Consider the following 20698-nt stretch of genomic DNA (forward strand, 5'->3'; position numbering starts at 1 on the left):
TCAGTACTGCTGGTACTGGCCGGACTGCGGCGCCTGCTGCTGGGCACCCGGCAGCGGACGCAGGGTGACTTCCACCCGGCGGTTCTGCGCGCGGCCATCGGCGGTGGCGTTGCTGGCAATCGGTTGATCCGGACCGGCGCCGCGCGAACTCAGGCGCGAGCCATCCACACCTTGGGCTGTCAGGTAATTAGCCACGCTCTGCGCACGACGCTGCGACAGGTTCATGTTGTAGCTGTGGCTGCCAGTGCTGTCGGTGTGGCCGACGATCTCGATGCTGTTCTGGTTGTACTGGCGGAACGAGTTGGCCAGGTTGTTCAGCGGCGCGTAGAAGCTGCTGGCAATGGCATCGGAGTCGGTAGCGAAGGTGATATTGCCGGGCATGATCAGCTGGATGGTGTCGCCCTGACGCTGCACCTGCACACCGGTGCCCTGCATCTGCCGGCGCAACTCTTCTTCCTGCTTGTCGGCGTAGTAGCCGTAGCCACCGCCGGCGGCCGCACCAACTGCGGCGCCGATCAGCGCGCCCTTGCCGCGGTTGTCATGGTTGATCAGGGCGCCGGCGGCCGCACCCGCCAGTGCACCAAGGCCACCATAGACGGCGGTCTTGTTGGTGTCGCCCTGGGCGGACTGGTCATAGGGGTTCTGCGAGGCACAGCCGCTGAGCAGGCTGGCAGCCAGCAGGGCTACGGCGAAACGATGGGGGGTCATGATCAACTCCTGGTCAATGAACGGCGGCCCGAACGGGGTTGCAGATTGGAACACAACAACACGCAGAGATTCCGTGAATCACGCACGCACGAAGGGGTTCTCACGCATCTCGTCACCCAGCCGGGTATCCGGGCCGTGTCCGGTCACCACGGTGGCCTCCTCGTCCAGTGTATACAGGCGCTGGCGAATCGAGCGCTCGATGGTCGGATAGTCGCCGCCCCACAGGTCGGTACGGCCGATGCCGCGCTTGAACAGGGTGTCACCGGCGATCAGCAGCTTGGCCTGGGGAAACCAGAAGCTCATGGAACCGGGTGTGTGCCCCGGCGTGTGCAGAGCCACGCCGCAGCCGCAGGCCAGCGCCTCGTCATCGGCCAGCCACTGGTCAGGGCTGGGCACCGGCGTGTAGGGCACACCGAACAGACGGCACTGCATTTCCAGATTGTCCCAGAGGAACTGGTCATCCTTATGCAGGTGCAGACTGGCGCCGGTCTTCTCCTTCATCTGCCCGGAGGCGAGGAAGTGATCCAGGTGCGCGTGGGTGTGGATGATACTGACCACCTTGAGCCCCAGGGCATCGAGGCGCGCCAGGATATGTTCATGATCGCCACCCGGATCGACCACGATGGCCTTCTTGGTGACCGGGTCGCCGATGATGGTGCAGTTGCACTGCAGGGGGCCGACGGGGAAGGTTTCACGGATCAGGGCCGGCTGGCTCATGGGGCGGTCTCCACAGACGAATCGGGCAGGCAAAGGTCGCCACGATAATCGCTGGGCAGCCGCCCCGTCCATTTGCGGAAGGCGCGGCGGAAGTTGGAAGCATCGTTGAAGCCCAGCAGGTAGGCGATCTCCTGCAGTGGCAGGTGGGTGGTACTGAGGTACTGCAGGGCCAGACGCTTGCGCACCTCGTCGAGCACCTGCTGGTAGCTGGTGCCCTGACTAGCCAGATGCCGGCGCAGGCTGCGACCACTGGTGTGCAGGGCGCGCGCCACGCTGTCCAAGTCGGGAAACTCTCCAGGGCGCGCCAGCAGCAGGCGGCGCAGCCTTGGCAGCAGGCCTTCCTGAACGTCCAGCGTGGCCAGCAACGCCTCGCACTGCTGCTCGCACATCTGCACCGTCGCCGGGTTGGCCAGGGCCATGGGCCGCGCCAGATAGTGCCGGGGGATGCTCAGCCAGTGCTGGGCCTGGTCGAACTGCGGGGCGACGCCGAACTGCTGGCGATACCGCTCGGCATAGGCCGGTGCCGGATAGGCAAAGCCCAGGGCGAAATCCGCCGGCGGCTCACCCAGCAGAAAACCGGCGATGGTGTGCAGGCTACCGAACAGGCCTTCGGCGGCAAAGCGCGACAGCGGCCCCAACGGCAGGCTCTCGCTGGCTCGCAGCTGCAGATGGCTGTCGCCCTCCAGCAGTTCCAGGTCGAAGGCCAGACCGAGCACCCGGTAGTACTTGAGTGCGAACTGCAGGGCCTGGCCAAAGCTCGCGCTGGAGAGCACCGCATAGCCGAGGATGCCGTGCGTCGACACATTCAGGCGCTGGCCCATGGCCAGGCCCAGCGCCTCATCGGCGGTGAGCGCCAGGGCGGCAAAGGCCAGCTGGTTGAAATCGAGAAACGACAAACGGCCATTGGGCGCCCCGAGCACTTCCGCGCGCACGCCGGCCCGCTGGAGCAGCTGTTCGCGGCGGATACCGCGCTCCTCGGCCAGCCCCAGCAGGACCTCGGCATAGGCCACCGGCACCAGCTCGGCTGTGGGGGTCATGGCTTGCTTCATCGTAGGGTTCTCGTCGCGTCGCACATGGCCGGAAATGACCTGCAATTTGGCAGAAGATAACCTTGTCCGACAAACCGCCACAAGCCCATAGTCAACGCTACCTCACCCAGCTTCGTGCTGGGCCACAACAAGAACAACGATCTCGATACCGGGAGCCCGCCATGGCCAGTACCACCCCCGCAGGTCTGGAAATCCGTCCACGTCAGCTGGACTTCGACCTGCCCAATCCCCTGCCGCGCCACTGGCACGGCGGCGATGCCTTCAAGACCCACATGTTCAATGCCATGTCGGTGCTGTTCCCCGATGGCGAGCGCTTCTTCATCGAGTCGGTGCGCCTGTTCCGCGAACAGATCGAAGACCCGGTGCTGAAAGAGCAGATCCGCGGTTTCATTGGCCAGGAAGGTCACCACAGCCACGAGCACTTGGCCTACAACCAGCGCCTGCGCGAGCTGGGCTATGACATCGATTACTTGGAGCGCGGCCTGAAGAAGCGCCTGACCTTCGTCAAGAAGCACCTGCCGCACGATGCCCAGCTGGCTTCGACCTGCGCGGTCGAGCACTTCACCGCGATCATGGCCGACGCCCTGCTGAAAGATCCGCAGTGGCTCGCCGGTGCCGACCCGAAGATGGCCCGCCTGTGGCGCTGGCATGCCCTGGAAGAGACCGAACACAAGGCCGTGGCCTTCGATGTCTACCAGCAGACCTGTGGCAGCCGCTGGCTGCTGCGCCGCGCCATGCTGCAAAGCACCTTCTTCTTCACCTGGGACACCACCAAGGGCCTGCTGCACATGCTCAAGCGCGACGGCCTGCTGTGGAACTGGCGGGTCTGGCGTGATGGCCTGACCTGGCTGTGGGGCAAGGACGGTATCTACCGCAAGCTGGTCGGCGTGTACCTGGATTTCTACCGCGGTGACTTCCACCCCTGGCAGCACAACAACCTTGAGCTGGTGGCCCAGTTCAAGGGTGACTACGAGCCGCAAAGCAGCGCCGCCGCCTGACAGCGGCGCAAACGAAAAAGGCCCCTCGAGGGGCCTTTTTGCTGTCTGAATAATCAATCAGCTGCGCAGGAAGGCCAACGCATCGGCCGCCGACAGCTCGGGAATTTCCTCCATCGGAATATGCCCGACACCCGCATAGACCTTGACCTGCAACCCCGGCACGTCACGCTGCCAGAGCGGTACGTGCTTGGGCGAAATCCAGCGGTCCAGCTCACCCCACATCAGCAGAGTGGGCATTTTCAACTCGGCCACGCGGGCACCGGTGCCTTCCAGTTCGGTGCGGTTGACGCCCAATAGCACCCGGAAGATTTCCATCATGCCGCGGCGGTTGCCGGGACGCCGGGTCAGGTCGTAGTAACGCTGCACCACACCTGCCTTGATGCGACCTGCGTCGCCGTAGACTTCCTTGATGCCCTGAGCGATCAGCGCCCGCGGCATCCAAAGCGGCATCGCCCAGGTGGCCCCCGGCAGTTCAGCAGCCGCAATCATCCACGGTACCTTGCGCATCTGGTAGCCCGCCGGGTCAAGCATGATCAGTTTTTCCACCCGCTGCGGCTGCGCCAGGGCGAAGTTCCAGGCGATATAACCACCCAGCGAGTTTCCGATGATCGAGGCTTTGCCTACCTTGAGGAAGTCCAGCAGGCTGGTCATGACCTTGAGCATGCGCTCGGCGTTGTACACGCCATCGCGCGCAGGGCCGGTCAGGCCGAAACCGGGGACATCGAAGCGGATGATGCGGTAATCGCTGGCCATGGCCTGCACCCAGCCATCCCAGGTATGCAGCGAAGCCACCACGCCATGAATCATTACCAGCACCGGGCCGTTGGCGTTGCCCTCGTCACGGTAATGCACATTGAAACCGTCCAGCTCGACATAGCGTGAGCCGTCGCGGGCATTGCCGTAACGCGACTTCACGGCATCCAGCGGCAGCTCGCCAAACCCCAGGCGGGCCAGGCCATTGGCCAGTGGTGGCAGCATGGCCGCAGGCAGGGAGGCGGTGGAAGCAGACATGGCAGAACTCCTGGCTTGTTATTGTTCCACCATCAGAGCACGACACCGACCATCATGCGCCCCAACCTAGGTCGTGCGAGGACAAAGCACCGCCAGCAAAAGGTCGCCCAGCACGGTCTTGGCCTCGCCGATCTCCTGCCGTGGCGCGGCGCGGTTGAGCAGATTGAGCGAGGCCGCCTCCATCGCCCAGATCAGCGCCTGGTAGGTCAGCGTCGGGAACTCCTTGCCGGTCAGGGCCAGGCGTTGCTGCAACAGCGCCTGCATTTCGGCATGGGCCTGCTGACGATGCACCGCCAGCGGCGAGTCGCCGCGTAGCGCCTCTTCCTGCATCAGGCGGATGATCGGCCCCACCGACAGGTGATAGTCGAAGAACAATCCGACCATGGCGCGCAGCCAGCTCTCCATATCGGCTCCCGGCTGCAATTCGCGAAAGCGCGCCAGCAGCAGCGCCACCGCCGTGCAGTAGATGCCCTCGAGCACGTCCATCTTGTTGGCGAAATATTTGTAGAACGTGCGCCGCGAAACCTGGGCAGCCTCCAGCAGATCATTCACCGTGGTGTCGGCCAGCCCCTTGCGCACGAACACCGGGATTGCGGCCAGCTGGATATTGGTGCGCTGCAGATGGCTGACCAGCGGTCCCTCGCCCTGCTCGCGCGCTACCGCCTGCACCCCGCCAAGGTCCTCGAATACCGCACGCACCACACCCAGATCGGCCTGATTCATCTTCGCTCCAGAACTGCCAAACCCCACCCAAGACAGGGTGACTCCGTCAGGGACAAGCCGTTACTCTTGCCGCGCCCCTTGCTGCGGATACCCGTCATGACCCTAACACGCCGACTGCTCTGGCCGCTGGCCATCCTTTTACTAGTCAGCAGTCGCCTGCCCGCCGCCGAGCTGTTCTACCTGGGGCAGAAGATTCCCGACATCCAGCGTCCCTGGAGCAGTGGCGACTACCGCCTGCTGATCGAGGCGCTGGACAAGATCGACAAGACCCAGGTCAACGCCCTGCCCCGACGCAGCGGCGAGTTCACCGGGCCGATCTACCAGCGCATGACCAGCCCGGACAACTTCAAGCCACAGCTGAACATCTATGCACCGCTGGAGCTGCGCCAGAACGAGGCCCGCGAGGTGCTGTTCCAGCTCAAGGAGCTGATGCGTCTGTACTTCGACTTCAAGGCCGTGCAGCAGCCGTACGGCGCCGAAGCGCTCGGTCTGATGACCTACTCACTGCGTCAGCAGGCCATCCTGTTCACCCTCACCACCGAGTTCTGGATGACCCTGGCGGCCAGCGAACAAGGCAGCCCGGTGCGTTTGAAAGGCCTGGGCGAAACCAAGGCGGCGGCGGCTATGCTGACCTCCAGCGCCATCGACTACCTCGACCTGACCAAGCAGTTCGACCGCGAGGAACTGGTGTTGTATAGCGCCGAGCTGGCTAAACAGTTGCCCGACCTATTCGTCCACCTGCAGCAGCCGGTACGCGTCGACCTGCTCACTCGCATCGAGACCCTGAGCCGCCAGCACGCCTACACCGAGGTGCGTAGCAATATGGCCGACCTGCTACCGGTACTCAGCGCGATTCAGGACGATGTCAGTCGCCAGCTGGCCAAGCCGGCGCCCGGTACGGCGCCGGTCAAACGTCTCGACCTGTCGCTACCGGCCAGCGAGGCAACACCGGCCCTACCAGCGGGCAAACCCTAAGAACCTGTTCAAACGGATCAATCCAGAAGTCCCAAAGCCTTGGCATGCGCCACGGCCTGGGTGCGGCGCTCCACGCCGAGCTTGCCGTTGATATGACGGGCATGGGTTTTGACTGTGTGCAGGGAGATGAACAGGCGCTCGCTGATTTCCTGGTTGGAACAGCCCTGCGCAATCAGCCGCAGGACGGCCAGCTCACGAGCACTGAGAGCCTCGCCGCCGGCTGTCTGGATAACGGGCGCCTCACTGGCATTCAGCGGCAACAAGGCCTGCAAATCGCTGCGCAAGGCGCTGGGCGCCCGCAGGGCCAACTGCTCGGCCAACCACTGCGGCTGATGACCGAGTAACTCCTGGAATGGCAGCAGGGCACCACCGGCTGCCCCCTGCAAGGCGACCGAGAGACTTTGCTGGGCCTCGCGTTCACGCCCATCGGCGTGCAGCAGCAGGCTCAGCTGCACCTGCGCCATCACGGCCAACAGCAGCGCCCCGGCATTCTGCGCATGCAGGATCAGCCCCCGCAGGCGCCGCTCCGCCTCGCCCAAATTGCCCTGCAGCCGCGCCAGGGCCGCCTGCTCCAGCGCCACATGCAGCGGCAACTGCGGATGGAACTCCGGCGCCACTGCGGCCAGGTCGCCACCGTAGGTGTGGGCCATGCGCTGCAGCCAGGCCTCGGCCAGTTCCAGCTGGCCCTGTTGCAGCCACAGCTCGCATTTCACCAGGGTGATCATGGCCAGATAGAAGACCGGCGGAATGTCCCAGATGTGCATCAACCGTTCAGCCTCGGCCAGTTGGGCAAAGCCTTCGGCCAGCTGGCCCTGACGGGCCTTGAGACTGGCCAGCACGCAGTAGCCCAGCAGCAGGCTGATGTCGCGACAGGCACGCGCCTCGGCGATGCCGGCCTGCAGCGCCAAGGTGGCCGCCTCTGGCTGCAGGCGCAGAGTCAGCAAATAACCCCGGTAGATGTTCAAGCGCGCACGTACCGCATACAGGCGCCCAGCAGACAGGTGCTGCAGGCAGGCAAGCCCCTGCTCGACCTCGTCCTGGGCACGCAGCACTTCGCCGCGAGCCTGCAACACGCGGGCACGGTCATAGTGCGCCAGCGCCTCGAACAGCGGATTGCCGATGCGCTGGGTCAGCTCCAGCGCATCGCGGTTGAGGCCGCGTGCGCGCCACAGATCGCCACGCGCCACCGCCAGGTTGGCCAGGGTCGACAGGCACATCAGGCGCTGGCCGTAGCGGCCTTCGGACAATGCCGCCAGCGCGGCGGCGCAATACTGCTCGGCCGTGCCCATGTCGCCGCGGGCGCGGGCGATCACGCCGCTCAGGGCCAGCCACTGGCCCAGCAGCTCGCCCTGCTCCTGAGCCGAAGGCGCCGGCAGGAAACGACCGAGCTGGCCGATCAGATCCTGCGCGGCGTCCAGCTGGCAAGCCAACGCCAGCACCCAACTGTACAGCACGATCAAGCGCGGCGAGCTGGCCAGCAGACTATCCGGCAGGTCCATCTTCCAGCGCAGCAGCATGGCTACGTTCTGTTCGGCGAGCAGTTGCTCCTCGGAGAGGTTCTGCACCAGGCTGGCCGCCACATCCGGCTGGCCGGCGCGTAGGGCCTGCTCGATAGCATCGTCCAGCAGACCCTGGCTGCTGAACCAGCGACAGGCACGCAGATACAGGCTGGCAGGCGGCACGCTCAGGCGATGGGCCGGACGCGAGCGCAACAGGTCGGAAAACAGGTGGTGATAACGGAACCACTTGCCCTGCTCATCCAGCGGCACCAGAAACACCTGATGCTCGCGCAGGTGCTCGAGCAGCGCGGCGCTGTCATGGGCATCGCGCACGGCATCACACAGCTCGGCGCAGAAGCGCTCCTGGCAGGCGGTTTCGTAGAGAAAGCTCTGCAACTCGACGGGCAGCCGCTCGATCACTTCCTCCAGCAGGTAGTCGCGGATCAGGCCTTCGCCGCCATGGGGCAAGGCACCGCCGGATGCCGTATCACCCTGCTGAGTGAGCAACCACAGACGCAAGCCGGCGACCCAGCCCTCACTGCGCGCCAGCAGCCCTTCCAGCTCGCCGCGCGGCAGGCTGGTGCCCTGTTCGGCGAGTACCGCGGCACTTTCCTCGGCGGTCAGGCGCAGGTCCTGTTCGGTGAGTTTGAGCAACTGCCGTGACAGACGCAGGCGCGCCAGATGCCAGTCGGGGCGCTGGCGACTGGTGACCAGCAGCACCAGCCCCGCCGGCAGGTGGTTGAGCAGAAACTGCAGACAGCGGTCGAGCACCGCGCCCTGGGCCAGATGATAGTCATCCAGCACCAGCAGCACCGGCTGATCGCCGTGCAACTGCGCAGCCAGCTCATCGAGCAGACTGTCCAGGCATTCCTCATAGGCAAAGGGCTGGTGCCGCTGACGCAGCTTGAGCATGCCCAGCGCCTGCTCGCCCAGTTGCGGGAAGCACTGACGAAGGGTTTCCAGCAGGCGTTCGAGGAAGCGGCCGGGGTCGCCATCGCGACTGCTGAGCGGCAGCCACAGGCTGCGCCAAGGCGACGGCAGGTGTTCGCAGAACTCGCTGGCCAGGGAACTCTTGCCGAAGCCGGCCGGTGCGCAGATCAGCAACAGCCGTCCATCGAGCCCTTGCAGCAGGCGCTGGCACAACCGTGGGCGTGGCACATAACCGGCCGGCAGCGGTGGACGAAAAGTCGGGGCAGCCGTGGTCAGGCTGATGGGACTGAGCGAGGTACGGGACAGGTCATTCATCCGCCGCGCGGGTCTCTGGTTCTGGCAGAAATTGCTGCGGGCAGACTAACCAGTTGGCGAGGCGCAGAAAAGCCCCAAAGACGCCATCTTGCCCATGCGGCAGAGCGCCAGACGCGCTCAACTAGCCGCGCGAATGCCCTGGGACAAGCCAAACATCAGCAGCAGGAGGTCATTCTGCGCCGGCTGTGCGGCCAGGTCTGGCGTACTGACCGGTACCGCACAACGCGCGGTGCTGCCGACCACCTTGAGACCCGGCTCCTGCCAGGCCGCTACCGCAGCACCCAGCGTGCCCAGCGACAGGACGAGAAACAAAGCTCGAGTAGTTTCTAGCTTCATATCCGCAACCTCTTGAAAAAGAAGCAACACACCTGTCAGAACACTAGTTCAGAAGGTCTCCACGGCCAGCACCAACTGACCAACGGTGGCCACTGTGCCCGGCTCGCCATGAAAAAAGTGTCAAGCCGGGAGTAATCGAACGTAGAAACGGCAGCCATGCGGCTGCGCTTCAGTAAGCAGCACCTGCCAGCCCTGCAGGTGACAGATGCGCTGCACCAGCGACAGGCCGACGCCCTTGCCCTCGCCACCGGCCTGGGCACCACGCTGGAAGGCCTGGAACACCGCATCCTGAAACTCCGCGGGGATGCCGATCCCACTGTCCTCGACAACAAAACCCTCGGCACTGAGGGTTAGCGCGACATGGCCGCTCTGCGTGTAGTGCAGGGCATTGCGCAGCAGGTTGCTCAGCACGGTGCGCAGGAACGGTCCGTGGTACAGGCCAGCCGAGGTCTCCGACGGGGCGTAGTCAAAGCGCAGCCCCTTGCTCTCGATCTCCCCGCGCCACTGCCCGGCCAGCTCGTCGGCTACCTCACGAAGGCTCTGCTGGGCGGCATGCGCCACCTGCTGGTGCTCGGCACGCGCCAGTAACAGGAAGGTCTGTGCCAGATCACGCATCTCCTCGCAGGAACGGGCAATCTTGCCGAGGTGACCTTGCTCGCGGGCGCCCAGAGCCGGGTTGGCCTGGAGCAGTTCGCAGGAGGTGGCAATGACCATCAGTGGCGTACGCAGTTCATGACTGACATCGCTGGTGAACAGCCGCTCGCGGGTCAAAGCCTGGCGTAGTTGCCCCAGCGTGTCATCGAAGGCCGCCGCCAGTTGTCCCACCTCGTCAGACGGAAACTGAGGTGCCAGGGCCGGCGCCTCGCTGAGCTGCTGCTCGCGCCGGCGCACCTTGGCCGCCAGGTTGATCAGCGGCGCCATGACCCGACGCGCCATGAACACACCCAGACCGCTGGCCATGGCCACGCTGATCAGGAAACCGACCAGTACGACTCCGAACAGCACATGCTCGCGCTCCTCGAAATCGCTCTGGTCCTGCAGCAAGGCATAACGGCGCCCGGCCACCTCGCGAATCACCGCGTGATAGGCCTTGGGCGGACGAAATACCTCATGAAAGCCCTGGCTGAGGTCCTGCAGGTCGGCGGGCATGGCAAAGTCACCCGGCCCGCGGGAGATATAGAACAGCTGGTCGCGCTCCGGACGGTGCCGCCAGTTCTCCATACTGTCCATGCGTAACAGACGGTCGAGATCGCCCCCCAGCGTCTGGGAGATCAGGCGTTCCTCGATCATGTACACCGTACCGACAATACCCAGGGCAAAGGCCCCGGCCACCAGCGTGGTCATCACCACGAAGGCAATGACGATGCGCTGTGCCAGACCGGGCTTAAACCACATCGGCAGGCTCCGCCAGCAGTCGATAGCCGACGCCATGCACGGTGTGCAGCAGCGGCTGAGCAAAGGGCTTGTCGATCACCTGGCGCAGCTGATGAATGTGGCTGCGCAGGCTGTCGCTGTCCGGGCAGTCGTCGCCCCAGATGGCTTCCTCCAGCGCATCGCGACGTACCACGTTGGGACTGCGCTGCATGAGGATTTCGAGGATTTTCAGCCCCAGCGGATTGAGTTTGAGATGCCGCCCGCTGCGACTGACCTCGAGGGTATCGAGGTCATACGCGAGATCGCCGACCTGCAGCTGGCGCTTGCCCATGCCCTGACTGCGGCGCAGCACCGCCTCAATCCGCGCGGCCAACTCGGAAAGGGCAAAGGGTTTCAGCAGGTAGTCATCTGCGCCACTGCGAAAGCCCTGCAGACGGTCATCCAGTGTATCGCGGGCGGTGAGCATGATCACCGGCGTGCTGCTGCGCGCTTCCTCGCGCAGACGCTGACACAGGGTAAAACCGTCGATGCCGGGCAGCATGACGTCCAGCACCAGCAAATCGAAGTGCTGGCTGCTGGCCAGTTTCAGACCACTGAGGCCATCCTGCGCGCAGTCGACGGTATAGCCCTTGAGCGTCAGGTAATCGGCCAGATTGGCCAGGATGTCGCGATTGTCTTCGACCAGCAGGATACGCATGCTTACCTCCCCCACAGAGGGACGCAGCATACCGCGAGAGGCTTAGCCCTGGCTTAACTTCAGCTCGCCAACAACCATTGCCGGGGTGTTGGCAGAGACGGCAGAACGGCCTCCTGAGGCAAAGGCTGCCCCAGCCAGGACAGGGAAAATTCGCTAACCTCGACCCAGTTCCCGACCTCCGGACGCTGTCGGGCACAGCGCATGACCAGGCAGCGCTGCTCGGCATCCAGAAGAACGAACTGGCGCCACGGCGCCGGGCGAAACAGCATGAGTAAGGCCAGCATGGGCAACACCTCCGGGAACTGCAGCAGTTATCGCCAATCCAAGTGACACGCGCATGACAGCGCCGCGCACTGCCACTGCGGCCAGGCGCTCGGTATACTGCCGGCCATTTCCCATCCATCGTGGAGAGTCACGCATGCTGCACCGTCTGTTGCTCGGAGTGTTCACTGTTGCCAGCCTGAGCCTCGCCGGCTGCGCCCTCAGCCCGCAACAACTGGAGCCGCAACCGCTGCTCAATGGTCCGTTGATGGCCGTCGGCCAGGGCCAGCCGGTCTCGGTCAAGGTGGTCGATGGCCGCCCCTCGCCAGTGCTGGGCAGCCGCGGCGGCCTGTACGCCGAAACCAGCAATATCACGGTCAATGGCCAGACCCTGCTGCCGCGCCTGCAGGCCCAGGCCGACGCCGGCGTACGTCTGCTCGGCTTTACCCCGACGCCCAATGCCTACAACGCACCGCAGATCACCCTGACCCTGGCCGAACTGACCTACCAGTCGCCCAAGGACGGCTCCTACGTCACCGAAGCCAACATCAAGGCCGTCTTCCGCGCCGACGTACAGAACAACGGGCGCCGCTACTCCGGCCGCTACTCGGCGGCCCTGAACCAGCGTTTCGGTATGGCGCCCAACGAGGAAACCAACAGCAAGCTGGTCAGCGATGTACTCAGCGATGCGCTGACCCGCGTCTTCAAGGACCAGAGCATTGGCCAGGCCTTGCGCTGAAGGCTTTCGCCCGGAAGAAAGAGCCCGCAAAAGCGGGCTTTTTTTGTACCGTTGACTATCACCACCGCCCCATAACGGCACGCAGATCAACGCTGGTAGCCATCAATCATGAAGCGATGAGATAGCGGCCTATACTCAAGGAGAAGTCGCCTCCGCCGCGAGAGTTTTTCATGCCCCTGCGCCGCCGCCTGCTCCTGTTGTTTCTGCCGCTGATGCTGATCAGCCTGTGCGCCGTGTGGCTGCTTAGCCAGCACCTGTTGCTGCAGCGTTTCGATCAGCTGGACGCCGATCATCTGGCCGAATCGGCCAACCAGCTGCACCGCGAGCTGCACCAGCAGATGGAACACCTGCAGACCCTGAGTCGCGACTGGGCCTGGTGGGATGACAGCTATCGCTTCGTCGAGCAGCGCAATCCGGAATACCGCAGCAGCAACCTGACCCTGGATACTCTGGACAACCTCGGCCTGCACTTCATCCTGCTGTACGACCATCAGGGCCGCCTGATCGAAGAGATCTGGCATGTACCCGAAGCCGAGCAGTTGCCCGGACTGCAACTGGATCGCCAGCACGACCCGACACTGGTCAAGCTGCGCACCCTGAACCAGTTGGCTCGCAGCGGCTTCAACCAGTATCGCGAAAACCCTGCCGACAGCCTCACCGAGTGGTTCGACCTCGACCGCCACCCCTTGCTGGCCACCAGCTCGCCGATCAGCAACTCCGATGCCGACAAGCGCCCCAATGGCATTCTGGTGATGGGGTTCTTCATCACCAGCGAATGGCAAAAAGGCCTGGAGAATCGGCTGCTGCAGAAGCTGGTGCTGGAAGACAACCCCAGCGCTCCGGGCAAAGCCTTCGCACTCGATATCCACAGCAAGCAGATGCGCAGTCAGGCCTGGCTGACACCGCGTCTGCTGGTCGGCAATCTTCAGGAAACCCGCCTGAGCATGGTTACCCAGGAGGGGCAGCCAGCCCTGAGCCTGTTACTGAGTCGCGACCGGCCGATCTACCGCCAGGGCCAGCAGGTGATCAACCTGTTCTTTACCGGCGTGCTGCTGATCATGCTGATCAGCGCCGGCATCGGCTACCTGGGTCTGGAGGTCTGGGTCCTGCGGCGCCTGCTGCGCATGCACCAGCAAGTCGGACAGATCGGCCAGGACAACCAGCGTGAACGCCTGACGATGGAAGGTCGCGATGAGCTGGGGCAACTGGCCGGTGAGATCAACCACATGCTCGAACGGGTCGAGCAGAGCGAAAGCCGTGACCTGGCGATTCTCAACAACATCCAGGATGGCTTCTTCGAACTGGACACCAACGGCCGGGTCCTGACCGCCAATCCGGCCCTGGAAAAGATGCTCGGCTACCCGGGCGGCGCACTGGAGAACATGGACATGCTGCAGGCATTGAGCGCCGAGGACGCCGTGCGTGCCCGCGAGCTGTTCCGTGAAGCCATCCACAGCGATGGCAATACGGTGATCAGCGTGCCCTTACAACGGCGCAATGGCAGCTATGGCCATTTCGAGGGGCGATTCTCACCCATCCGTGACAGCCACGGCACACTGCTGGGCTACCGCGGCATCGTGCGCGATGTCAGCGGCCAGGTGGCTCTGCAGAACCAACTCATGGAGATGGCCTATCGCGACACGCTGACCGGCCTGGGCAATCGCAAGGCCTTTCTCGAACAGCTCAAGCAGGCGCTGGACGAGGCGGACCAGTTGCAACGCCCGCTGGCCCTGTTCTACATCGACCTGGACCGTTTCAAGGAGGTCAACGACCGCTTCGGCCATGACGCCGGTGACGAACTGCTGACACAGATTGCAGAACGCCTGCGCAACAGCCTGCGCGCACCAGACCGGGTGTACCGCCTGGGCGGTGACGAATTCACCCTGCTGATGCCCGGCGGCACCCTCGACAGCTCCCAGCGCCTCGCAGCACGGCTGCTGGCCAGCCTGCATGAACCGATCTACCTGAAGCAGGTGATGGTCGACTTTGTCACCCCAAGCATCGGCATCGCCCTCTACCCAGAACATGCCGACGAGGCGGCAACCCTGATCAGTGCTGCCGACGCGGCCATGTACCAGGCCAAGCAGCAGCGCAATCGCGCCTGTGTCTACCAGGGCGACGCACTTTCCCCTCTGACGGAAAATCGTTAAGGTCGGCGCACTTTTCCTGCCCTGGAGCCTGCCATGCCCCCAGTCGTCCTCAACGGCCCGCAATACCTGGCCGAAGGCCTCAAGCTGATGCTGCGCCCCGGCCTGCGCCTATTCGTGCTGCTGCCATTGCTGGTCAACCTGCTGGTGTTCGGCGGCCTGATCGTGCTCGCCGTGCAGCAGTTCGGCGGCCTGCTCGAACAGTTGATGGGCTCGGTGCCGGACTGGCTGAGCTGGCTGAACTGGTTGCTGTGGCCGCTGTTCGTAGTGCTCCTGCTGTTTACGGTGTTTTTCACCTTCAGCCTGCTGGCCAACATCATCGCCGCGCCCTTCAACGGCTTTCTCGCCGAGAAGGTAGAAGTCGTGCTGCGCGGCACGGACGACTTCCCGCCCTTCAGCCTGGCCGAGCTCTCCGCCATGGTGCCGCGCACCGTTGGCCGCGAACTGCGCAAGCTCGGCTACTTCCTGCCGCGCGCGCTGGTCCTGTTGATCCTCACCTTTATTCCGGTGATCAACCTGGTGGCCATTCCCCTGTGGCTGCTGTTCGGCGTCTGGATGATGGCCATCCAGTACATCGACTACCCGGCGGACAACAACAAGCTGGGTTGGAACGAGATGCTCGCCTGGCTGCGCGAGAAGCGCTGGCAGAGCCTGGGCTTCGGCGGCTCGGTGTACCTCGCGCTGCTGGTTCCCTTTGCCAATATCCTGGTGATGCCGGCGGCAGTGGCCGGCGCCACCCTGTTCTGGGTGCGCGAGCGCCAGACGCAAGCGTAACCGCGCGGTCATACGTCTGACATACGGCATTCATGCCAGCAGCCAAGACTGCTGGCATGAATGCACAGCCTCTGCACATCGCCCTGATCAGCGAAACCTTCCCTCCGGAAATCAACGGCGTGGCCCATACCCTGGCGCGCCTGGTCGATGGCCTGCGCCTGCGTGGCCATCGTGTGCAGATCATCCGCCCGCGCCAGCCTGGCGAGGCCCGCCCACCCATCAGTGACGATCTACTGCTAACCCGCGGCTGGCCCCTGCCCGGCTACCCCGGCCTGCAATGGGGTCAGTCGGCCCTGCACAAGCTGCTGCGCCGCTGGCGCCGGCAACGCCCGGACGTGCTGTACATCAGCACCGAGGGCCCGCTGGGGCTGTCCGCCCTGCGGGCCGCGCGCCGACTGGGGATTCCGGTCGTCAGCGGTTTTCACAGCAACTTCCAGCACTACAGCGAACACTACGGCCTGGGCCTGTTCAGCCGTCTGCTCGGCGCCTACCTGCGGGCCTTCCACAATCGCTGCCAGGCTACCCTGGTGCCCAGCTGCAGCCAGCAGATGGAACTGCAACGGCGCGGCTTCGAGCGCCTGACCCTGCTCAGCCGCGGGGTCGACAGCCTGCTGTTCCACCCCAGCCGGCGCTGCCCGCAACTGCGCCAGGCCTGGGATCTGGGCGAGCAGGACATCGCCGTGCTGCACGTCGGCCGCCTGGCCGCAGAAAAGAACCTCGGCCTGCTCGCCGACAGCTTCCACGCCCTGCAACTGGCCCATCCCACAAAGCGCCTGCGTCTGGTGCTGGTCGGCGACGGGCCGCAACGCAAGGCGCTGGAGAAACAGCTGCCGGACGCCATCTTCTGTGGCCTGCAACGCGGTGAAGAACTGGCCCGCCACTACGCCTCGGGCGATCTGTTCCTCTTTCCCAGCCTGTCGGAGACCTTCGGCAATGTGGTGCTCGAAGCCATGGCCGCCGGGCTGGCGGTAGTGGCCTACGATCAGGCTGCCGCCGCCCAACATATCCAGCACGGCCACACCGGCGCACTGGCCATGCCCGGCGACGAGGCAGCCTTCATCGAGGCGGCCGGCTGGCTGCTGGAAGACCGCGAACACCTGCGCCGGGTGCGTCTGAATGCCCGCCAGCACGCCAGCCGCCAGGGCTGGACGGCGATCATCGAGCAGTTCGAGTCCTGCCTGTTCCAGGCCATGAGCAGCGCCCCGAGCACCCCGCCGCCCCACTCGCTGACGCATAAAAAAACCCCGGGGCTTACGCCTCGGGGCTGAAAGGCTGTAGCGGCAACGCTCCCGTGGCCGCTACAGGGGGTATTGCGGAAAACTCAGTTCAGGCTCATCAGGGCATCGCGGCTGAACGGCAGGATGTCCTGCTCACGGCCATCGCGTACCTTCACGGCCCAGTCGGCATCCACCAGCAGGGCACGGCCCACGGCCACCAGGTCGAACTCCTGCTTGTTCAGACGCTCCAGCAGGTTTTCCAGGCTGGCCGGCTGCGCCACCTTGTCGGTGTTGACCATGAACTGCAGGAACTCGCCATCCAGGCCGACACTGCCCACGGTGATGGTCGGCTTGCCGGTGAGCTGACGGGTCCAGCCGGCCAGGTTGAGGTCGGAGCCGTCGAACTCTGGCTCCCAGAAGCGGCGGGTCGAGCAGTGGAAGATATCCACGCCAGCCTCGGACAGCGGTTTGAGGAAGGCGCCCAGATCTTCGGCGCTGGTCACCAGACGCGCGGTGTAGTCCTGCTGCTTCCACTGGGAGAAACGGAAGATGATCGGGAAATCCGGACCGACGGCGGCGCGTACGGCCTGAATCAGCTCGATGGCAAAGCGCGAACGGTTGGCCAGGCTGCCACCGTAACCGTCGGTGCGCTGGTTGCTGCCTTCCCAGAAGAACTGATCGATCAGGTAGCCGTGGGCGCCGTGGATCTCCACGCCGTCCATGCCGATGGCCTGGGCGTCACGCGCGGCCTGGGCGAAGGCGGCAATCACCGCGTCGATGTCGGCCTGGGTCATGCCGTGCACCACGACGTTGCCGTCCTTGAGTTTCTCCATCGGGCCATAGCCCGGCACGCTGGCATCCGGCTCGGTGCCCAGCTTGCGCACGTTACCCACGTGCCACAGCTGCGGGACGATCTTGCCGCCTTCGGCGTGCACCGCATCGACCACCTTCTTCCAGCCGACCAGGGCATCTTCGCCATAGAAGCGCGGCACGTTGGGATAACCATTGGCCGCGGCGTGGCCGACGGTGGTGCCCTCGGTGATGATCAGGCCGACACCGGCCGCGGCGCGACGACGGTAGTACTCGATAACCTTGCTGTTGGGCACACCGCCCGGGGAAAAGGAACGGGTCATCGGCGCCATCACCACGCGGGTCGGCAGCTCCAGGCTACCCAGGCGGAAGGGTTCGAACAGGGCTTTTACGGGGGCGGTCATGCTTGCTCCTCTGCCGGCCAGGCGACCGGTCGTCTCGTTAAATGGGTTAAAAAATCAGCCCTGCAGCACACGCTGCAGGCGCACGACAAACTCTTCCACCGGGCGGATGCTGTGGCCGACCTTGAGTCGGCCCAGCACGCCCTGCCAGGCACAGGTAATGAAGCTGGCCAGGTTGGTGCAGTCTTCGTCCGCGGCCAGCTCGCCACAGGCCCTGGCCTCCAGCAGGCAACGCTCGAGAATCGCCAGCGACTCGGCGTAGATGGCATCTACCTGGGCGCCGACGGCAGGCAGCAACTCGCTCATCTCGAAACTCAGGCTGCCGATGAAGCAGTGGTATTCCACGCGTTCCTGCTGCTGAAAGTGCCCCAGCAGCTCGCGGTAATAGGCCAGAATCCGCGCACTCGGGCTCAAGGCCGGATTGCTCAGCGCCTCGGCGTAGCGCTGCAGACGCGGCCGGTAGACATACTCCAGTGCCTGCAGGGCAAAATCTTCCTTGCTGGCGAAGTAGTGATAGAACGAGCCCTTGGGAATCCCAGCGGCCTGGACAATCTCCAGCACCCCGGTGCCGTGGTAACCGCGGCGGGTCATCACCGCCGAGCCCTTGGTCAGGATCAGATCACGCTTGTCGAGTCGGATGCTTTTGCTCATGGAGCGAGCATATGACCGGTCGTCTCGCCCGACCAGTATTATTGATTTCGGTGATTAAGAACTATGGTCCCGTCAGCCACCGAGTAAAGCACGCCCCCATACGCGAAACGCTCGACCTATACAGCAAGCAGGTGATCAATTCATCACCGCCAAGATCAGTATGTAGAAGATCGAAGCGTGGAGATGGCGATAGCTCTGCCTATGAAGTGCTCTTCGTTCAGTTCAAAGAGAGTCTGCCATACAACAAAAGCATCCATCTCGAGCAAAGTACAGACGGACTTATTGGGTACATCCGGCGTACTCTTCCTAGAGTAGGCCGCAGATTAACTCGTAAAACTCAGCAGAGCCACGAAAAACTCGAAACCTAAAGTTATTACCTCAGTTGAATGCATTATTCTCCTTGACCCATTGCGCAAAGCTACCCCCCATAAACTCAGCACCTTCAGGCGTCAAGTGGTGAGTATCATACATCATAGGCCCACCAAGACGCCCTACGACCTTACAGCCAGAATCCCCAGCGCATAAATACTTCAAAGGATTGAAAAACAGAACACCCTTTTCCTTACTTATCTTCTCAAGCCTGTTATTTATCGCCACCGTGTCAGGATCAATAAATTTAGCGGCTGCGGCTTCAATCCCATATAGACTCTTGTGATACCTAAATATGCCAGTACTACTGGCCAACATATGCTTATGCCCCACCACAATTATTTTCGCACTGGAACCCTCACGAATTCTATCTATAGTCCCTGGCAGATACTGAACCAAGTAATCGTACCAAAACGGACCAAGAACAACTATCTCACTCCCCTTGAGCATATCGACCGAGAATGCGGAGGAATTTTGACCCTCACAAATCTCTCGCTTTACTTTTTCTTTTAGAAAAGCCTTATTCTCCAAGCCATAGTAACTTTCTTTACTAGCAGAAGGAATAAATACACCTCCGCAAAAATATTGAATATGGCTAACCGAAACATTGGAATTAATACCACTTACGAGTTTCGTCGTAGAAATTGCATTAAGCATGTCTGCCGCCTGAGAGTCCCCTATCAGATAAATCTTGGCCTTTGCTGAGCGCAGCCCACTATTTGAACTTACAACCTTCCACAAATCCCATACATAGCTCTTATCATTAATATCATAACGAGTCAGGAACATCTCATTCTCTTTGAATCGCCAAACCCACCCTTTGTTTGCCCAAGAATCCGCAGCAGGAAGTACCAAAGCCAGCGTCAGAATGGCACAGGCAAGACCAAATGCAGCAGGCGAACTCTGCGCGGAGCCTTTCATGCCAAAGCGAAAGGGTTTCTCGATGAAATTGTAAAGAGCAAGTGCCGATACCAAAGTACCCCCAAGGAGTGCTATCTGATCAATCACTCCGAGCGGTTCAATTTGCAGATATTTATAAAACACAAAAATCGGCCAATGCGTCAAGTAAAGAGAATAACTAATCTTACCAATACCCACAGGGCCGGCAGAGGCCAACACCCGACCAACCGGACCTGTGCCCCCTGCATAAATCAGCAGCGCAGCTCCTACGCAGGGAAACAAAGCATTGACTCCAGGAAATGGAGTCTCGCCATTAAAAAAGTGTACAGAGTAGATAATTAGAGCCACACCAAGAATAGAAGAGGCCACCTTCCTCACTTGACTACCAGGAAAATAATTGACAACCCAAATCACCCCCGCGCCAATTGCAAATTCAAAAATACGAAACGGGGTAAGATAAAAACTGGCCGGCGAGAACTCTTTGAGAACCACCTCTGCCCCAAGCAAACTGACAATCCCTAAACAAATCACCATAACAGGCAAAGGCCATGACCTTGGCACTTTATGCAGAAAGTACAGCAGCACCGGCCAAAACAAATAAAATTGTTCCTCGACACTCAGCGACCACGTATGCAATAGAGGCTTAAGCTCAGATGCAGCATCGAAGTAGTCGCTCTCCAACCAGAAAAATATATTCGAAAGCGACATAGATGCATATACAATCGATCCCGAAAGCCTCTCCATATCCTCTGCCGAAAATAGAACAAAGCCAACACAAAAAGTTGAAAGCAATATCACAAATAGAGCAGGAAACAATCTGCGAGCCCTTCGCACAAAGAACACCGAGAATTTGAAACGCCCCTCTTTCAACTCCTCAAGCAGGAGCCTACTAATAAGAAACCCACTAATTACAAAGAAAATATCTACCCCAACAAAACCTCCAGAAAAACCTGGAACGCCGAAGTGATAAAGAATAACAACAAGCACTGCAACCGATCGTAACCCATCAATTTCCGGGCTATAGATAACGCGACCATTTCTTTTTGTTGGATTTTTCATTTTACATTCTGATAATTTTGGTTAATTAGGTTACCCGC

At 62.2% G+C, this 20698-nt stretch carries 19 protein-coding genes; 6 read left to right on the forward strand and 13 right to left on the reverse strand.

The features are described 5' to 3' along the window. The 3 genes from HNP49_RS00225 to HNP49_RS00235 all read right to left on the reverse strand — a co-directional run bounded on the left by HNP49_RS00225 (window position 1) and on the right by HNP49_RS00235 (window position 2474). Window positions 1–708 carry an OmpA family protein gene (locus HNP49_RS00225; RefSeq protein WP_184679605.1) on the reverse strand — a complete coding sequence of 236 codons (708 nt, stop codon included), beginning with the start codon at window positions 706–708 and terminating at the stop codon, window positions 1–3. A 78-nt stretch (window positions 709–786) separates the two neighbouring features. Beyond that, window positions 787–1425: an MBL fold metallo-hydrolase gene (locus HNP49_RS00230; RefSeq protein WP_184679606.1), complete on the reverse strand. Its 639-nt coding sequence runs from the start codon at window positions 1423–1425 to the stop codon at window positions 787–789. Continuing rightward, the gene (locus HNP49_RS00235) at window positions 1422–2474 is read right to left on the reverse strand and encodes an AraC family transcriptional regulator (protein WP_184679607.1); all 1053 of its coding nucleotides are present in this window, start codon (window positions 2472–2474) and stop codon (window positions 1422–1424) included. Before HNP49_RS00235 ends, HNP49_RS00230 begins: the two co-directional genes overlap by 4 nt. A gap of 161 nt (window positions 2475–2635) precedes the next feature. Between HNP49_RS00235 and HNP49_RS00240 the strand changes: the two genes are divergently transcribed. Beyond that, window positions 2636–3472 carry a metal-dependent hydrolase gene (locus HNP49_RS00240; RefSeq protein ID WP_184679608.1) on the forward strand — a complete coding sequence of 279 codons (837 nt, stop codon included), beginning with the start codon at window positions 2636–2638 and terminating at the stop codon, window positions 3470–3472. Between the two features lie 57 nt (window positions 3473–3529). On the opposite strand, the gene HNP49_RS00245 is transcribed toward HNP49_RS00240, so the two are convergent. After that, window positions 3530–4483: an alpha/beta fold hydrolase gene (locus HNP49_RS00245; protein WP_184679609.1), complete on the reverse strand. Its 954-nt coding sequence runs from the start codon at window positions 4481–4483 to the stop codon at window positions 3530–3532. Window positions 4484–4549: 66 nt separating this feature from the next. Beyond that, window positions 4550–5206 (reverse strand): TetR/AcrR family transcriptional regulator, encoded by a 657-nt coding sequence (locus tag HNP49_RS00250; protein WP_184679610.1) that lies wholly within the window; start codon window positions 5204–5206, stop codon window positions 4550–4552. Between the two features lie 96 nt (window positions 5207–5302). Here HNP49_RS00250 and HNP49_RS00255 point away from each other — a divergent pair, with 96 nt between their 5' ends. After that, complete coding sequence (locus HNP49_RS00255) at window positions 5303–6181, forward strand: hypothetical protein (RefSeq protein WP_184679611.1); 879 nt, start codon at window positions 5303–5305, stop codon at window positions 6179–6181. Between the two features lie 17 nt (window positions 6182–6198). Here HNP49_RS00255 and HNP49_RS00260 read toward each other — a convergent pair whose 3' ends face one another. The 5 genes from HNP49_RS00260 to HNP49_RS00280 all read right to left on the reverse strand — a co-directional run bounded on the left by HNP49_RS00260 (window position 6199) and on the right by HNP49_RS00280 (window position 11616). Beyond that, window positions 6199–8925, reverse strand: a complete 2727-nt coding sequence (locus tag HNP49_RS00260) for a LuxR C-terminal-related transcriptional regulator (RefSeq protein WP_184679612.1) — start codon at window positions 8923–8925, stop codon at window positions 6199–6201. Between the two features lie 117 nt (window positions 8926–9042). Continuing rightward, on the reverse strand, window positions 9043–9261 hold the full coding sequence (locus HNP49_RS00265) for a hypothetical protein (RefSeq protein ID WP_184679613.1): 219 nt from the start codon (window positions 9259–9261) through the stop codon (window positions 9043–9045). Between the two features lie 120 nt (window positions 9262–9381). Beyond that, entirely contained in the window at window positions 9382–10656 is a 1275-nt protein-coding gene (locus tag HNP49_RS00270) for a HAMP domain-containing sensor histidine kinase (RefSeq protein ID WP_184679614.1), read from the reverse strand. Continuing rightward, window positions 10646–11332 (reverse strand): response regulator transcription factor, encoded by a 687-nt coding sequence (locus HNP49_RS00275; RefSeq protein WP_184679615.1) that lies wholly within the window; start codon window positions 11330–11332, stop codon window positions 10646–10648. The genes HNP49_RS00270 and HNP49_RS00275 overlap by 11 nt, the downstream gene beginning before the upstream one ends. A gap of 59 nt (window positions 11333–11391) precedes the next feature. Beyond that, window positions 11392–11616 carry a hypothetical protein gene (locus HNP49_RS00280; protein ID WP_184679616.1) on the reverse strand — a complete coding sequence of 75 codons (225 nt, stop codon included), beginning with the start codon at window positions 11614–11616 and terminating at the stop codon, window positions 11392–11394. A 134-nt stretch (window positions 11617–11750) separates the two neighbouring features. On the opposite strand from HNP49_RS00280, the gene HNP49_RS00285 reads away from it, so the two are divergent. From HNP49_RS00285 to HNP49_RS00300, 4 genes are all read left to right on the forward strand, one after another. Beyond that, window positions 11751–12332 (forward strand): YajG family lipoprotein, encoded by a 582-nt coding sequence (locus tag HNP49_RS00285; RefSeq protein ID WP_184679617.1) that lies wholly within the window; start codon window positions 11751–11753, stop codon window positions 12330–12332. 170 nt (window positions 12333–12502) lie between these two features. Next, window positions 12503–14482 (forward strand): diguanylate cyclase domain-containing protein, encoded by a 1980-nt coding sequence (locus tag HNP49_RS00290; RefSeq protein WP_184679618.1) that lies wholly within the window; start codon window positions 12503–12505, stop codon window positions 14480–14482. Window positions 14483–14515: 33 nt separating this feature from the next. After that, window positions 14516–15253: a sulfate transporter CysZ gene (cysZ, locus tag HNP49_RS00295; RefSeq protein ID WP_184679619.1), complete on the forward strand. Its 738-nt coding sequence runs from the start codon at window positions 14516–14518 to the stop codon at window positions 15251–15253. 56 nt (window positions 15254–15309) lie between these two features. Beyond that, window positions 15310–16521, forward strand: a complete 1212-nt coding sequence (locus HNP49_RS00300; RefSeq protein WP_184679620.1) for a glycosyltransferase family 1 protein — start codon at window positions 15310–15312, stop codon at window positions 16519–16521. Between the two features lie 53 nt (window positions 16522–16574). On the opposite strand, the gene HNP49_RS00305 is transcribed toward HNP49_RS00300, so the two are convergent. The 3 genes from HNP49_RS00305 to HNP49_RS00315 all read right to left on the reverse strand — a co-directional run bounded on the left by HNP49_RS00305 (window position 16575) and on the right by HNP49_RS00315 (window position 20660). Continuing rightward, the gene (locus HNP49_RS00305) at window positions 16575–17684 is read right to left on the reverse strand and encodes an NADH:flavin oxidoreductase (protein WP_184679621.1); all 1110 of its coding nucleotides are present in this window, start codon (window positions 17682–17684) and stop codon (window positions 16575–16577) included. Window positions 17685–17738: 54 nt separating this feature from the next. Then, complete coding sequence (locus tag HNP49_RS00310; protein ID WP_184679622.1) at window positions 17739–18332, reverse strand: TetR/AcrR family transcriptional regulator; 594 nt, start codon at window positions 18330–18332, stop codon at window positions 17739–17741. Window positions 18333–18710: 378 nt separating this feature from the next. Further along, on the reverse strand, window positions 18711–20660 hold the full coding sequence (locus tag HNP49_RS00315) for an acyltransferase family protein (RefSeq protein WP_184679623.1): 1950 nt from the start codon (window positions 20658–20660) through the stop codon (window positions 18711–18713). Window positions 20661–20698: the final 38 nt, after the last annotated feature.

This window comes from Pseudomonas fluvialis, assembly GCF_014207935.1.
Taxonomy (GTDB): Bacteria; Pseudomonadota; Gammaproteobacteria; order Pseudomonadales; family Pseudomonadaceae; genus Aquipseudomonas; species Aquipseudomonas fluvialis_A.